Origin of the sequence: Rectinema subterraneum (assembly GCA_009768935.1) — a bacterium.
GTDB lineage: Bacteria > Spirochaetota > Spirochaetia > Treponematales > Rectinemataceae > Rectinema > Rectinema subterraneum.
On record WESA01000037.1, the window covers coordinates 1 to 14401 of the forward strand.

12 protein-coding genes are annotated in these 14401 nt (G+C 55.0%); 4 read left to right on the forward strand and 8 right to left on the reverse strand.

Annotated elements, in window-relative coordinates:
* The 5 genes from GAP13_RS09435 to argC form a co-directional block, all read right to left on the reverse strand.
* The coding region (locus GAP13_RS09435) for a transposase (protein ID WP_442792386.1) at positions 1–730 on the reverse strand (730 nt) is incomplete at its 3' end.
* Positions 731–794: 64 nt separating this feature from the next.
* Positions 795–1982, reverse strand: coding sequence for an aspartate aminotransferase family protein (locus GAP13_RS09440; RefSeq protein WP_158908081.1), 1188 nt, complete (start codon positions 1980–1982; stop codon positions 795–797).
* On the reverse strand, positions 1979–2839 hold the full coding sequence (gene argB, locus GAP13_RS09445; RefSeq protein ID WP_158908082.1) for an acetylglutamate kinase: 861 nt from the start codon (positions 2837–2839) through the stop codon (positions 1979–1981). The genes GAP13_RS09440 and argB overlap by 4 nt, the downstream gene beginning before the upstream one ends.
* Before the next feature lie 90 nt (positions 2840–2929).
* Positions 2930–4147, reverse strand: coding sequence for a bifunctional glutamate N-acetyltransferase/amino-acid acetyltransferase ArgJ (gene argJ / locus GAP13_RS09450; RefSeq protein ID WP_158908083.1), 1218 nt, complete (start codon positions 4145–4147; stop codon positions 2930–2932).
* 15 nt (positions 4148–4162) lie between these two features.
* Positions 4163–5212: an N-acetyl-gamma-glutamyl-phosphate reductase gene (gene argC, locus GAP13_RS09455; RefSeq protein ID WP_158908084.1), complete on the reverse strand. Its 1050-nt coding sequence runs from the start codon at positions 5210–5212 to the stop codon at positions 4163–4165.
* 410 nt (positions 5213–5622) lie between these two features.
* On the opposite strand from argC, the gene GAP13_RS09460 reads away from it, so the two are divergent.
* A complete protein-coding gene (locus tag GAP13_RS09460) occupies positions 5623–7698 on the forward strand; it encodes a sodium-translocating pyrophosphatase (RefSeq protein ID WP_158908085.1) in 2076 nt (691 codons plus the stop codon).
* A gap of 203 nt (positions 7699–7901) precedes the next feature.
* Positions 7902–8690, forward strand: a complete 789-nt coding sequence (locus tag GAP13_RS09465; protein ID WP_158908086.1) for a hypothetical protein — start codon at positions 7902–7904, stop codon at positions 8688–8690.
* 32 nt (positions 8691–8722) lie between these two features.
* Here the strand turns inward: GAP13_RS09465 and GAP13_RS09470 are convergent, their stop codons facing one another.
* Together GAP13_RS09470 and GAP13_RS09475 are read right to left on the reverse strand one after the other, a co-directional pair.
* Positions 8723–9124: a thioesterase family protein gene (locus tag GAP13_RS09470; RefSeq protein ID WP_158908087.1), complete on the reverse strand. Its 402-nt coding sequence runs from the start codon at positions 9122–9124 to the stop codon at positions 8723–8725.
* A gap of 17 nt (positions 9125–9141) precedes the next feature.
* Positions 9142–10209, reverse strand: coding sequence for an alpha/beta hydrolase (locus GAP13_RS09475; protein ID WP_222126190.1), 1068 nt, complete (start codon positions 10207–10209; stop codon positions 9142–9144).
* On the opposite strand from GAP13_RS09475, the gene trpS reads away from it, so the two are divergent.
* Positions 10208–11275 carry a tryptophan--tRNA ligase gene (gene trpS, locus GAP13_RS09480; RefSeq protein ID WP_158908089.1) on the forward strand — a complete coding sequence of 356 codons (1068 nt, stop codon included), beginning with the start codon at positions 10208–10210 and terminating at the stop codon, positions 11273–11275. The genes GAP13_RS09475 and trpS overlap by 2 nt on opposite strands.
* Before the next feature lie 94 nt (positions 11276–11369).
* On the opposite strand, the gene GAP13_RS09485 is transcribed toward trpS, so the two are convergent.
* Positions 11370–12803, reverse strand: a complete 1434-nt coding sequence (locus GAP13_RS09485; RefSeq protein WP_158908090.1) for a GGDEF domain-containing protein — start codon at positions 12801–12803, stop codon at positions 11370–11372.
* A gap of 50 nt (positions 12804–12853) precedes the next feature.
* On the opposite strand from GAP13_RS09485, the gene GAP13_RS09490 reads away from it, so the two are divergent.
* Positions 12854–14317 carry a small ribosomal subunit Rsm22 family protein gene (locus GAP13_RS09490; protein WP_222126191.1) on the forward strand — a complete coding sequence of 488 codons (1464 nt, stop codon included), beginning with the start codon at positions 12854–12856 and terminating at the stop codon, positions 14315–14317.
* Positions 14318–14401: the final 84 nt, after the last annotated feature.

A 14401-nucleotide genomic window follows, 5' to 3' on the forward strand; every position in this document is an offset into this window, starting at 1 on the left:
TCGTCCAGTGGACGAGGCGGGTTTGTTCAGTCTGCGTGCGGAAGGCTGCAAGCCTATGGAACACGCGCTGATAGTCGGGCTTTTCATCGGTGGTGAGGACAAAGGGCCGGTAGGGAGCCGGTGGCTGCAGCTGCAGGGCGTGTACGAGGGTTTCGCGGAAGGAGCGGGCGAGTGCGCCGCGCTCTAAGGGGATACGACGGTAGAGCTCCCGCGCCTTTGCCTTCTGGGCAGCCGTCATGGTGCCCGACCTGCGGCGGCTGGCATGGCTGAAGTCGAGGATGAACTGGGAGTGGGCAGTGATGGCGATGGGGATTTCGCTCGGGAAATACTGGGAAGTATCGAAGGAGACAAAGCCATCGATACAGATATCGTCATACCCCGCTCGGGATGCAAGGCAGATGCTGTGCAGGGCGATTGCCTGGCGGGTAAGCCGATCGATGCGATTGGACAGGAGGTTAAGGGAGACTGCGAGGTTGCGGCTCATGGCTCTGAGGCTTTCGCCGCTTACAAGGCGAGCAACGATATCGGGTAAAGCCACTGGCCGCTTCACATAGTAGGCTAACGAGAAGGTCTGGGAAGAGAAGGTCCTGTGGCAGGCGGCACACTGGTAGCGTTGGACGCGGCCAAATGCCTTGGTGGTATAGAAGCCCTTGGGCTTCGCCCAAGCGAAATCTGGTGCGTTACTGTGCCAGACACAGTGAGGATTCGGACAGAAAGGGAAGGATTGCATCGGCATCTACCTCCATAGAGAGTGGTGAGTCTTCTCATAGAGGTAGACGCGAGAATGTGAATGCTTACTTCAACTCTGGCACAAGGTTGGGAGCACTACTCACATCATCCAGTGCTTGCTTGAGCGCTGCGACACCGAGCTCAATTTCTTCCATAGTTATCACAAGCGGCGGCAAAAGCCGCACCGTGTCATCGCCCGCAGTCAGCGTCAACAGGCGGTGGGCACGCGCCGCATCGACAATCTTATGCGGATCTACCTTGACCCCAATGCCAATCATGAGTCCCATACCGCGCACATCCTTAACGAGCGGGTGCCGGAAGCCTTCAACCAGCTCCATCAGATGCCGCCCTTTCTGGTCGACTTCGTCAAGGAAACCCGGCGATTCAAGCTCGGAGAGCACCACCAGCGCCGCGGAGGCTGCCAATGCCCCACCGCCAAATGTTGTCCCATGGTCGCCCGGCTGGAACACATCGGCCGCCTTGCCGCGCGCGAGCACTGCGCCGATGGGCACACCGCCCGCCAGCCCTTTGGCAATCGCCGTCACATCCGGCCTTACCCCCAGCCGCTCGCAGGCAAGCACCGCCCCCGTCCTGCCGACCCCCGTCTGCACCTCATCCGCGCAGAACAGAATATCCCGCTCGCGGCACATCTTCTCCGCTGCCTGCAGGTACGCGCGCGAAAGGGGTCTGACCCCGCCTTCACCCTGTATCGGCTCGAAGGCGAAAGCGCACACATTTGGCCCGAGCAGCGCGTCGAGGCCGGCAATATCTTCAGGCTCCGCATAAACAAAACCCGGAGTGAACGGCCCGAAGAACTTGTGGAACTTGTCCTGGCCAGTCGCGGTCACAGTCGTGATTGTCCGCCCATGGAACGACTGTTTCAGCGTGACAATGACATTCTTGTCCGGATTTTTCGACGAGCCGTACTTGCGCGCAAGCTTGAACATGCCCTCGTTGGCCTCGGCGCCCGAATTGCAGAAAAAAACCGTGTCGAAGCCGGTGGCCTCGGTCAGTTTTTCCGCGAGCTCGATCGAAGGCTCTGTCAGAAAATAATTGGATACATGCATGATTTTGGCTGCCTGCGCCGCAATCGCCTCCACAAGCCGCGGATGCCCGTGGCCCAGCGAGTTCACGCCGATTCCCGCCGTAAAGTCGATGTATTCAGTCCCGTCTACTGTGAAAAGCCGCGCGCCCACCCCATGGTCCAGCACAAGGCCAGTCCGCGCATAGGTGTTCATAAATCGTTCTTTCATCGTATCATTGTCCCCATACCAGTATCTGTAAATAATTCTACCAAAAGAGAATGCGGCGAGCGCCCATCGACGATGTGCGCCGCGCTGACTCCTTTCGCCAAGGCTTGCAAGCATCCTTCCACTTTCGGAATCATGCCCGCCTTGATCACCCCTCGCTTGATGAGCGATTTCGCCATCTGCACATCCATTTCGCGAATAAGGGTTTCGAGATCGGATTTGTCTTCCATGACGCCCGGCACATCGGTGAGCAGAATGAGCTTTTCAGCCTTGAGTGCAATCGCGAGCGCGCCCGCTGCAGTATCTGCATTCACATTGTAGAATCCGCCCTCTTCGTCATTGCGGAGGGCAATACTCGCCACGACAGGAATAATGCCATTATCGAGCAAGGTACGCAGCAGCTCGGTATTCACGGATTGGATATCGCCGACCAGACCGAGATCCTGCCCGTTTTTCCGGAAGCGATTAGCCATAAAAAGCCCGCCGTCACTGCCGCAGAGCCCCACCGCCTTCCCGCCCATGCGAGAGAAAAGCTCGACGAGATCCTTATTCACCTTGCCCGCGAGCACCATCTGGACAATTTCCATTGTCTCATCATCGGTGTAGCGCAAGCCTTCGACAAACAGGGATTCTTTATTGAGCTTTTTGAGCATGCGGTCGATTTCTGGCCCGCCACCATGGACAAGCACAGGGCGCATTCCGACCTGCTGCATAAGAATGAGATCCTGGATCACGGACTGGCGCACGCCTTCGTTGATCATGGCCGCGCCGCCATATTTGATCACGATAATTTTGCCGCTGAACCTTCTCAGATACGGCAATGCTTCGATCAGGACATCCGCATTGAATTGTTCATCCATAGTCATGCTCCCGCGCCGCGCTGCAGTTGGCGCTATAAATAATTATATTTCAATGAGTTAGCGTTTGGCCAGATTTGGGCTCGCCCCCGCTCATGTCCGATAGTCGCCATTGATCCGGACATACTCATATGATAAGTCGCAGCCCCACGCTGTTGCTTCTGCATCGCCTGCGTGCAGGTCCACGATAATCTCGACTTCCTGGTTGTTGAGGATTTTTTTTGCTTTTTCCTCATTGAATGGAAGGGGTGCACCGGCCTTGCATACTTCGATATAGCCTCTCGGGCTTTCGAATGCTACATCAACCTTGTCAGGATCGAAATCGTTGCGGGTATAGCCCATGGCGCAGAGAATGCGTCCCCAGTTCGCATCGGCACCGAACATGGCTGCCTTGACCAGGCTCGAGGTGATTATACCTTTCGAGAGCGCTTCCGCCTGCTCCTCGGAGACAGCGCCGCTCACAGTGCACTCGATGAGGCGCGTCGCACCCTCGCCATCTCGCGCGATCATCTTCGCGAGCTCCACACAGACAAACTCGAGAGCGTCGCGGAATTCGTCGAAGTTGTTGCCTTCCTGGTCGATGAGGGGGTTGCCGGCCATGCCGTTGGCGAGAATTGCCACCATATCATTTGTCGATGTATCGCCATCGACGCTGACACGGTTGAAGCTTTTGCGGACCGCGAATTTCAAGGCCTTGTCGAGCATCTCTGAAGTGATCGCGCAGTCGGTCGTGATAAAGCCGAGCATGGTTGCCATGTTGGGGTGGATCATGCCCGAACCTTTCGCGATTGCGCCGATCGTAACCAGCACTCCGCCAATTTCTTCCACCACCGCAATTTCTTTTTTCATCGTGTCGGTGGTCATGATGGCTTCGCGAGCATCGATCGAGCCGCCCTTGGAAAGCCCCGCAACGAGCTCGCCCATGCCGGCTTCGATTACCGACACATCGAGCTGCTGGCCGATGACGCCTGTCGAAGCGACAACGACGTCTTCCGCTTTTACCGGAAGATGCTGGGCTACGAGCTCTGCCATCCGCCGTGCCGCCTTTATGCCTTCCTCGCCCGTGCAGGTATTTGCGTTGCCCGAATTGGCGATGATGGCTTGGGCGCGGCCATCGGCGAGGTGCTCCTGGGTGACGATGAGCGGCTGGCCTTTAACGCGGTTTGTTGTGTACACCGCAGCCGCAGCACAGGGCACTTCTGACCAGATCAGGGCTAGATCTTTCTTTTCCCTATTCTTGCGAATACCGACATGAACTCCCGATGCCAAAAATCCTTTTGGGGCTGTAACGCCACCACGGGTTTGCTTCATCACACGCTCCTTTTCTCAGAACGCCGGTGGAATGAACCTGAGCCCCTCTGTTTCATCGAAGCCCAGGAGAATATTCATATTCTGAACAGCCTGACCGGCTGCTCCCTTTACCATGTTGTCGATTGCCGAAATGATCACCGCTTTCGAGCCGTCAGCCGACAGATGCACAGAAATATCGCAATAATTCGAATATTTGACAAAGCGGTTCGATGCGGTGCTCCCAAGCGGCAGGACACGCACGAATGGCTCGCCTGCATACCGGTCCGCATACAACGCATGCAAATCTGCTGCGGAAATCGTGTGCACAAGCCCGAAGCATATTGTGCTGAGAATGCCGCGGTTCATGGGCGCGAGAATTGGGGTGAATACGCTGTGCACTTCCGCACCTGCCATTTCTGAAAGCAAGAGGTCGATTTCGGGCTGATGGCGGTGAGAGCCGACTTTGTAGGGCGAAGCTGCGTCCGCGGCCTCAGGATAGTGTGTCGTTTGGCTCGGTTCCCTGCCTGCGCCAGTGACCCCCGACATCGAAGTGATGACAATGCTCGACAAATCAGCGATGCCTTCTTGCAGAGCCGGCATGAGTCCAAGTTCGGCTGCTGTGGGATAACAGCCGGGGTTCGCGATGAGTCTCGCGCTTTTGATAGCCGTTCGATGCAGCTCGGGCAGTCCATACACCGCCTGCGCATGCACTTCGGGGTATTCATAGCCTGCCCCGTACCATTTCTTGAAAAGCTCTTCATGCGTGCCAAAACGGAAATCGGCCGAGATATCAATAAACGGCTTACCGTCCTCGACGCACTGCCACCCGGCGGTTTCTGCATGGCCATGCGGCAGGCAGGAAAATACGATATCTGCCCTGGCCATGACATCCTCGGCTTTTTCGAGCGGCGGCAACGCGCTGCCATCAACAACATTCACCATCGAAGGATAGACATCCTCGAGCGATTTGCCTTCAAAGCTCACCGAAGAAGCGCTCAGCCTGTCCACGCGCGGATGCTGCAGCAAAATCCTTGTCAATTCGAGCCCCGCATATCCGGTGGCTCCCAAAATACCCACATGAATCATGGGCATCTCCTTTCAACTATATTGTGATGGGGAAGAGTCGTGAATACACCGATTTTTGCCAAAAACGGCGATCAACGGCGACGTGTATAGAGACGGACGCGGTACAAATGGTAGGAACGAAGCGTTTTGCGCGGGAATCGCAAGATTTGAGAAACGGATGAATGGAGAAGTGAGCATTGCATATGCCCCTCCCGGAAGAAAAGTGCTTCAATAAAAATACAAATCGCCACTTTTGTCAAGGTTCGAGCTGCATAATTATGAAATCCGGCATAATCTACGCACGCCTGAGTGCCGCCGCGGCGAGAGCAAAACAGAACGCTATCGCATTTTCAATATTGCCAGCTTTCAAAACCACCCCTATAATGGCTTGTAAACGATAAGAATCAGTTTTTTCGGCAAGGAGGTTCTCCATGCTGACGAGCGGAGTGCTTTGGGCTATCGCAGCTGCTTTGTTGGCACTCTTGTACTCCTTGGTCACGAGCAGTCGTATCAGAAAAATCCCTCTCGCCAATTCCGACATCCAGCGCATTTCCGGGTACATCGAAGAAGGTGCATATGCTTTTCTCACGCGCGAATACAGGACAGTCGCCTATATTCTGCCGATTGTCGCGCTCATGCTGCTGTTCTGGAATGTCGGCATAATGAAATTGCAGAGCATCTCTTTCCTTATCGGGGCAATTCTTTCCGCTTCCGCTGGTTGGTTCGGCATGAGTATTGCGGTCAAAGCAAATTCACGCACTGCTGAGGCCGCGCAGAAAGGCATTCAGCCTGCGCTGCGCGTCGCGTTTTCGAGCGGATCCGTTATGGGCATGACGGTGGTAGGACTTGTGCTTCTAGGAATCAGCGGAGTGCTGGGTTTGCTGCTGCTTATTCCGGGCGCTGACAGCGTCCTTGGCGAAACCATTTTCCCCATTGTATCGGGCTTCTCCCTTGGCGCTTCCATGATGGCCTTGTTCGCGAGAGTCGGAGGAGGCATCTACACGAAGGCAGCCGATGTAGGCGCAGACCTCGTCGGAAAAGTCGAAGTCGGCATTCCGGAGGATGACCACCGCAACCCTGCGGTCATTGCGGACAATGTCGGTGACAATGTCGGGGATGTCGCGGGCATGGGAGCAGACCTTTTTGAATCCTATGCAGGCTCCATCATCGGCTGCATGGTGCTTGGCATCGCAGTGCAGGCAAGCCCTTTTATGCAGATCAAGCTTTCGATTCTGCCCCTCATTGCCGCAGGCACTGGCGTTATCGCTTCGCTCATAGGGACATTGTTCGTGCATATCAACCGTTCAGGCAACGCGCAAAAGGCCTTGAACGCGGGATCTGTCGGCGCGGCGCTTATTTCGATGCTACTGCTTTTGCCTGTTATTCGGTTGACAATCGGAACTGAACGATTTGTAAGCGGCACGCATGAAGCTGGCTGGCTTGGCATTTATTTTGCATGCGTCATAGGGCTTGCGGCTGGCACGGCGATTGGGCTTATTACCGAATATTACACAGGCTCCGACACCCCGCCAGTGCGGAAGATTGCCAAATCATGCACAACAGGCGCAGCAACGACAATCATTTCAGGCCTTGGGGTCGGCATGAGTTCGACCGTGTTTCCTATTCTGGTCATCGGGCTCGCTATAGGATTCAGCAATTGGCTGGCAGGCCTGTACGGCATTGGCATGGCAGGGCTCGGGATGCTCCTCACGCTCGGCATTCAGCTTTCTGTTGATGCTTACGGCCCCATAGCGGACAACGCAGGCGGGCTCGCCGAGATGTCCGAAATGCCGCCGGAAGTCCGCAAAATCACCGATTCGCTCGATGCCGTCGGCAACACCACCGCAGCCATCGGAAAGGGATTCGCAATCGGCTCGGCGCTGCTCACCTCACTCATCCTTATTGTCGCATTCATCAGCGCGACCGGTCTTCAGCCGAGCGTTATGAATCTGACCAACCCGCACGTGCTCATCGGGCTTTTTATTGGCGCCATGATCCCCTTCTTTTTCAGTGCGCTTGCGATGGATGCCATTTATCAAGCAGCATTTGCGATGATCGAAGAAGTGCGCAAGCAATTCCGCTCCAAACCCGGCATTCTCGAAGGAACCGAAGAGCCTGATTACCGCAGTTGTGTCGATATTTCGACGCAAACCGCACTGAAAAGCATGATTCTCCCCGGCATATCCGCTATCGCGGCACCGATTCTTGCGGGGCTTATCGGCGGGCCAGCGGTGCTCACCGGGCTTTTGGTCGGCGCGACAGTTTCCGGCGGCCTGCTCGCGATTTTCATGTCCAACGCAGGCGGCGCATGGGACAATGCCAAAAAACTCATCGAATCGCGGCCTGAAGGCGGGAAGGGTTCTGGAGACCACCGTGCAGCGGTCGTCGGCGATACAGTAGGAGACCCGTTCAAGGATACGGCAGGCCCTTCGCTCAATATACTCATCAAATTGATGGCCATTATTTCCCTCGTGCTCGCACCGCTTCTGAAGTTGGCGTGGGGATAAACCATCAAAAACCCCCGGCTAAAAAGCTCCGCTCTCCTCTCCATCTACAAGCCGCCAGCGAATATTTCCAGCCATCATCCAGCCCACATATTGCAGAATTATTCGCAAGAATGTATACCATTATGCATTCAACTGGCTTGGTTAGAACAGCAAACCACCAGTTTTGGCGGTGGTCTCTTATTCAGCCCAAGGAGGTTTGCAAGATGGCTAGCGAAAAACACCTTTACATGATAATTCATCCAAATCATTCGCTTATTGCATCGCAGCTCGAGCCGGAGCATTTTATCAGGCATTATGTGCAGGGCTCGACGCGGTACTTCGAAGGCAGACTGATCTTTGTCGAGGTTGATCCCGACTATCGCCATCCTTATTTCGACATCGATACTGCCTATGCCGAACTCAAGCCGCATGAAGATGGCAGGCCCAAGGCCACGAAATTTATAAAGAGCTACCGAGTCCTGGAACATGTGGATTACAATGCGCTTGGCAAACTCTATATCAGCAATTCCCTCGGCGATTATGTCGAACTCGAATCCAAGCCCTATGAGCCATCGATCGATACCGATGAGTTCCGCATTATGCTCGAAGTAAATCCCTTGCGCTTCATTGTGCTCACCAAACTGAACTGCCACGACTTTGGCCAGTTTATTACCGACCCACGCAACTCCAAAGGCGCGCCGAAAATGGCATTCACTCTGCTCGAATTCGATACCCAGGAATTCCTAAAAGAATACGAAGAGAATCCGCTGATTCGCTGCTATGTGCCAGGCATTCATCCTGCGCGTCTCGTCTCAGCCATCGAAGAAGTACGCACAACCCCCGGCAAGGTAGTCAAAGGCATTTCGCTCGACTGCCCCATCGATCGCATTTCGTACAAATACCTGAAAGAGGGCTTCATGTTCGCCGAGCATGGCAAGCCATGTAAATTCTACCCCTATCTCGACTTGGATACTGTGGAGCGGAAATTCTACAAGTTCTGGAAGAGCATGTAAGCGAGCGCGCCCCCGCGCAGACGGGGGCGGCATCAGGCGCCGGCGGCTCTTTTCTTCTTCTCGATGCGCTCAGCAAATTTCGCCATGCTGATAATGGCGCGCACGTGCTCCGCCTCGCCGACTTTTTCCACTTCGTCCCATGCTTCAACCTTGAACGTGAGCATGCGTCCATCGATTTTGGTAAGCTCCGCGCGAATGCGCACACGCATGCCTTTTGGGGTCGGAGCGAGATGCTTTACGGCCATATAGGCGCCAACCGTTGCCCCATCAGGGCCCAGAAGATGATCGACCGCCTGCCGAGACGTTTCTTCCATATGGAGAACCATCGTCGGCGTCGCATACACAGGCACGCCGCCCGAACCCAGGTGCGATGCGACATGCTTGTCTTCAACAACGATTTCCTTTTCGGCAACAAGCCCTATTTTCAGTTCCATCTTCATGCTCCTTATGCTTATTTAGCGGCGGCTTTCTTTTTTGCGTCGCAGACGCGATCGATAAACGCGTTCACTGCGGAAAGCCAGCGCTCCTTGTCGGTGAGAATGCCTTTTGCATGCGTCGCCCCGGGGATCAGCACGAGCTCTGTGAGCCCAATGCCGCCAGAAAGCCGGGCGCTCGCCATGCGCACGCTCATAATAGTAGGAACATAGCGATCTTCCATGCCATGCGCAAACAAAATCGGCATATCCGCTTCCATAATAGCCTTTGCGGGCGCCGCATCCTTCAGATCGAAGCCGCGCAGAAGCCTCGCGAGCCCGCGCACCCCCTGCGCTGCCGGCCACGCAATGCAATTGGGCACATGAACCATCCTTAATTGCTCGAGCAACTCATCCCATGCTGAAGAAAATGAGCAATCGGCTACAATAAAATCGACTTCCGCGGAAGAATCTTTTTTCGCGAGCAGCGCGTACTGCAAAACCGAAGCCGAGCCAAGTGATTCCCCGAAAAGCCCCACACAGAGCGCCTTGGGAAACAGTGCTCGCAAAGCCTTCACACCTTCCTTTACATCGAATTTTTCATAAAAGCCAAAGGAAGGATGAAATCGCCGCGGCGCCTTGCTCTCTCCATGCCCTGCAAGATCGAAGGCCGCTACATTCCAGCCGCGCTCGATGAACGGCTTCATATATTTCGCCATGCCATAGCGCGTCCATGTGATCCCATGCACGAACAGGGCTGCAGGTGCGTCTTCTTTCCCTCGGAGATATTGCCCGCGGAGGGTGTAGCCATTGGGTGAGCTGAAAGAAAAATCCTTCCAGTCTAAGCCGAGAAAAGACTCGTCTATTTCGCCATGCTCGAGTGAATATTGCTTTGTAAATTCGAGGCTTCTGCACTTTGGGCGGAACATGAGTGGATATGCAATACCGGCCAGCAAAAGAACAGCGACTAGATACAGAGCTACAGCAACTGCCATATGCCAATAGTAGCGTACTTTCTGTTCGTTTTGGAGTATCCGCGCACGATTGCCCAAATCGCCATGATTCGCTACACTTGGGAGCACAATCAGCGTCTGGAGTTGAATCATGGAGAGAAAACGCATTCTGACTGGAGACCGCCCCACAGGAAAACTGCACCTCGGCCATTATGTCGGCTCGCTCGCCAACAGGGTGCGCCTTCAGGATGAATACGAGTGTTTTTTCATCATCGCGGATCTTCACACCCTCACCACCAAGCCCGAAAAGGAAAACATCGAACAGCTTTCCGAGAATGTTCATTCAGCCGTGCTCGATTATCTGTCGGTCGGCATCGACCCGAAAAAATCAGTCATCTACCTGCAGTCCGCCGTGCCGGAAGTGACAGAGCTCGCACTCTTTTTCCAGAACCTGATCACCGTGCCGCGGCTCTCGCGCGTGCCCAGCCTCAAGGAAATGGCGCAGAACGCGCACATCGAGGAAATGCCCTTCGGGCTGTTGGGCTACCCGGTTTTGCAGGCGGCCGATATCCTTCTTCCGCGCGCACACCTCGTGCCCGTAGGCAAGGACAACGAAGCCCATGTCGAAGTAACGCGGGAAATCGCCCGCCGCTTCAATTATCTTTACGGCGAGACCTTCCCCATTCCTGAAGCCATGATCTCGGAATTCGGCTCGCTTGCCGGTACCGACGGCAACGCCAAAATGTCCAAGAGCCTCAACAACGCGATTTTTCTCTCCGACGACGAAAAGACCGTCATCAAGCGCGTGATGTCCATGTACACCGACCCCAAGCGCATCAGGGCAGACATTCCCGGCACCGTCGAAGGCAACCCGGTGTTCATCTACCATGACGCCTTCAACCCAAACAAAGCCGAAATCGAAGACCTCAAAGCGCGCTACCGCGCAGGCAAGGTTGGCGATATCGAAGTAAAAGAAAAGCTCGCCCGCGCGCTCAATACGTTCCTTGACCCGATCCGCGAGCGCCGCGCCTACTACGAATCCCAGAAAGGCCTTGTTGAGGAAATCCTCTACGAAGGCACCATGCGCATGCGCGAAGAAGCCCGCCAGACGCTCTCGCTTGCAAAAAAAGCAATGGGCATGAGCTCGGTGTGGAACCGCATTTCGCGCAAGGCTGAAGAGCGGCAAAAAAAGGCCGCTTCGGGTCAGGTGGGGGAATGAGCGGAGGCTGCGGTGGAAACACAGGCTGCGCGCATCACTGACTCGCGCGATCTGTGCGCCCCATTTGCTCGTTCACAGCGGCTTTTGGCGCCTATCACTCGCTCACATAGAATTCAGGGCTTGTCGACCATACCCGGGAGCGGTTTCTGCCTGCTTCTTTTGCGGTGTAGAGCGCGAGGTCAGCCTTGCGGATAAATTCGTGAAGAATATCGAGCGAACCGGGAACAGCCGCATAGATGCCGATGCTCACTGTGGGAAGTTTGCGCCCTTTTTCGACTTCCGTCTGGGAGATTTTGATGCGAAGGCGTTCGGCGACAATGAGCGATTCCCTTGGTCCCAATCCCGGCAGGAGCACGACAAATTCCTCGCCGCCGTAGCGCACTGCATAATCCTCGTTCCGGATCTGCGTGCGGATTGTCGATGCAATTTGCTGCAGCACCATGTCTCCGTACGAATGTCCATACATGTCATTCACTTGCTTGAAGTGATCGATATCGAGCATGAACACGCCGATTGGCTGGTCATTTTCGATAGCTTTCTGGAAGAGCTCCGTACCACGCATTTCAAGGCCATAGCGGTTTGCAAGCCCTGTAAGGCGGTCAGTCATTGCCTGGACAGTGACAAGCTGGTGGCTGCGCGCATGCTCGAACGCAGTTGCGATATGTTCGGCCATTGCAGTTGCAACTCTGACATGCTGGTCGGTGTAGAAATTCGGAAGATGGCTGTCGAGCGCAATAAGCCCTATCGCCTGCCCCTCGTAGACCATTGGGATACCCAGCCAGGACAAGCTGGTGAAATCTTTCGATGGTGCAATAAAACCGGGGAAATCATGGGAAACATCATTGCAAACTATAGGCCTCTGCGTCTGTATCGCTCGAACCGCAGGGTTGTCGATGCCCTTTGCAGGAAACACGAGCCCCATGATGTCCGACTTAGGATAGCCATAGCCAGCGATAACAGTGAGGGAATCATTCTCAAAGGCCTGCACGGTTGCGCGGTCGAACGGAATAATCCTGTGCAGCTGTTCGATAATGCGTTTAAATGTCTCTTCAAAATCGAGGCTCTTATTGATGGCACCAATCAATTCACGCATTGCATCGATTTCGACGAGGCGCTCGCGGATTTCTTCCTGCGAAGCGATAAGGTCATCCACATCGGTAACATGGCCGATCAGGGCGGTGGGCTTGCCATCAGGTTCGCGCCCCAGCACTTTTATGGAAAAGCGCAGCCAGGGGAAACGGCTGTCTTTTTTTGAAGCAACACGGAAAGAATCGATCACCTTATCAGTTTCGCCAGATTCTATGCGCTTCTGCATGAGCTCAACCCGCTCTCTGTCAGCCTCATGGACAGGAAATGCACCCAATATATCAAGCAGGTCCGCATCTTCATAGCCGAGGTATCGAAGTGTGCTGCAGGACCTTGCGATACTGGACTGGAAATCGATATAGAACAGATCTGTCTCGTCGAAGAATTCCGAAAGAGAAGAATCTATAAAGAGGCTTCTGATTGCAGAAGAATCGATTTCCATTGTGAGGATATAGTATAGCAAGCTGGCTTGAAATGGTATATATGAATTTTGTGGCAAAGCGACTTTTTGATGCAGCTATGGCCAGGCACGCTGCTGAATGGTACGGCATCAGCAAAGCAGAAGGGCTTGCGCTCGGCAATAAAGGGCAGGTGCAGAAAATCGCAGAAAACCTGCGAGCGCTCCAGCGCGGTCTGACTGGAGATCGCGCTCGCGTCGCCTCCGGCTATATGGACGAAAAGAGCGCACTGCAAGCTTATCTATTGTATTACTGGCCTGTTTCTTTTTATGAAACAGCGGCGGTTCTGGCTGAGCTTGCGGAGCGAAGGACACTGCCGAACATTCAGACTGTGCTCGATCTCGGAAGCGGACCCGGGCCGGGCAGTTTTGCCGCAAGCCTTTTCGGAGCGGAAAGAGCAGTGCTCGTCGACGCAAGTCAGGCTGCGCTCGATGTCGCTTCGAAGATTGCGGAAAAAGGCAGGCAGGGCGGCTCGTCCATGGAACTCTCCGCTTTGGCTAAAGATCTCCAAGATTTTTCAGTGGGTATTTTGAGCAGGTTTTCGAGTTCATCAATCGAGCCTTCGGCCGGCTTTTCAGCGGGCCGAGCGCTGCTCGAACCGCCTTTCGACCTCATTATCGCCTCGCATAGCATCAATGAATTGTGGCATGATGAGCCGGAGCGGATCGAGCGGCGGCGCAATATGCTGTTGAGCCTTTTGCCTGCCTTGCGTGAAGGCGGCCTCTTGCTCATTATCGAACCATCGGCGCATTATACCAGCATTCCGCTGCTGGCGCTGCGCGACAGTCTACTCGAAGCGGCCGGGAGCTTTACGGGCGGGAATTTCGCAGTTTCGGATGAAGCCCGCGCAACACTCGCAGCGGATCCCGCGGCAGCGCACCTTTTCTGTGTGGGACCATGTCCTCATTCAGACCCCTGTCCCATGCGCGCAATCGGGGATCGGCCATGCTTTTCGGAATGGAAATGGGACGCGCCTACGCTTGTCAGGAAACTTGCAGAAATGGCGGGGCTCGATCGCACCTCGCTCAAGGCGTCATGGGTTGCATTCCAGAAAACTGGCGAGAAACTGGGCGCTGTCTTCGCCAGGAATATGGGTGCCGATTTCGGCGGACAGGGTATCGTCTTCGCCAGGCAGGGCGCTGACTTCGCGGAACATGCCGCCAATTCCGCCGCGCCGCCCCCCGCAGCAGCGAGGCCCTCTGGCCTACCCCCCGCCGCCGGGCCGGCGATCTCGGGCCGCATCGTCTCCGAGCCTATGCTGAATAAAGCCGGCCGCATACGGTACATTGTCTGCACCGAAAATGGCCAGCTTTCGACAATCTCTGCGCCACAGAACGACCCGACGGCCATACACGCTCAAGCGAGCACGCTGGGCTTTTTCAACCTTGCTCGCGGCGATCTTATCGAAGCCAGTGGACTTGAAGAACGCGGTCGGTCTCATTTCGGCATCATCCCGGCCTCATCTCTGAGAATAAAAATGAAGGCGCCCAGATTTTGAGCGCCAAAACAAAGGGGCTGCCCTGCATATCGGCCAGCCCCTTCTCGAAAGTCAAAAATTTAAAAAACGGGGTCAGACCCCAAA

Bases quoted from the DNA above. Each gene is read 5' to 3' on its own strand.
- argB (WP_158908082.1), bottom strand. From the start codon at position 2,839: ATGGATGAACAATTCAATGCGGATGTCCTGATCGAAGCATTGCCGTAT.
- argC (WP_158908084.1), bottom strand. From the start codon at position 5,212: ATGATTCATGTGGGTATTTTGGGAGCCACCGGATATGCGGGGCTCGAA.
- GAP13_RS09485 (WP_158908090.1), bottom strand. From the start codon at position 12,803: ATGGAAATCGATTCTTCTGCAATCAGAAGCCTCTTTATAGATTCTTCT.
- GAP13_RS09460 (WP_158908085.1), top strand. From the start codon at position 5,623: ATGCTGACGAGCGGAGTGCTTTGGGCTATCGCAGCTGCTTTGTTGGCA.
- GAP13_RS09470 (WP_158908087.1), bottom strand. From the start codon at position 9,124: ATGGAACTGAAAATAGGGCTTGTTGCCGAAAAGGAAATCGTTGTTGAA.
- argJ (WP_158908083.1), bottom strand. From the start codon at position 4,147: ATGAAGCAAACCCGTGGTGGCGTTACAGCCCCAAAAGGATTTTTGGCA.
- GAP13_RS09440 (WP_158908081.1), bottom strand. From the start codon at position 1,982: ATGAAAGAACGATTTATGAACACCTATGCGCGGACTGGCCTTGTGCTG.
- GAP13_RS09465 (WP_158908086.1), top strand. From the start codon at position 7,902: ATGGCTAGCGAAAAACACCTTTACATGATAATTCATCCAAATCATTCG.
- trpS (WP_158908089.1), top strand. From the start codon at position 10,208: ATGGAGAGAAAACGCATTCTGACTGGAGACCGCCCCACAGGAAAACTG.
- GAP13_RS09475 (WP_222126190.1), bottom strand. From the start codon at position 10,209: ATGATTCAACTCCAGACGCTGATTGTGCTCCCAAGTGTAGCGAATCAT.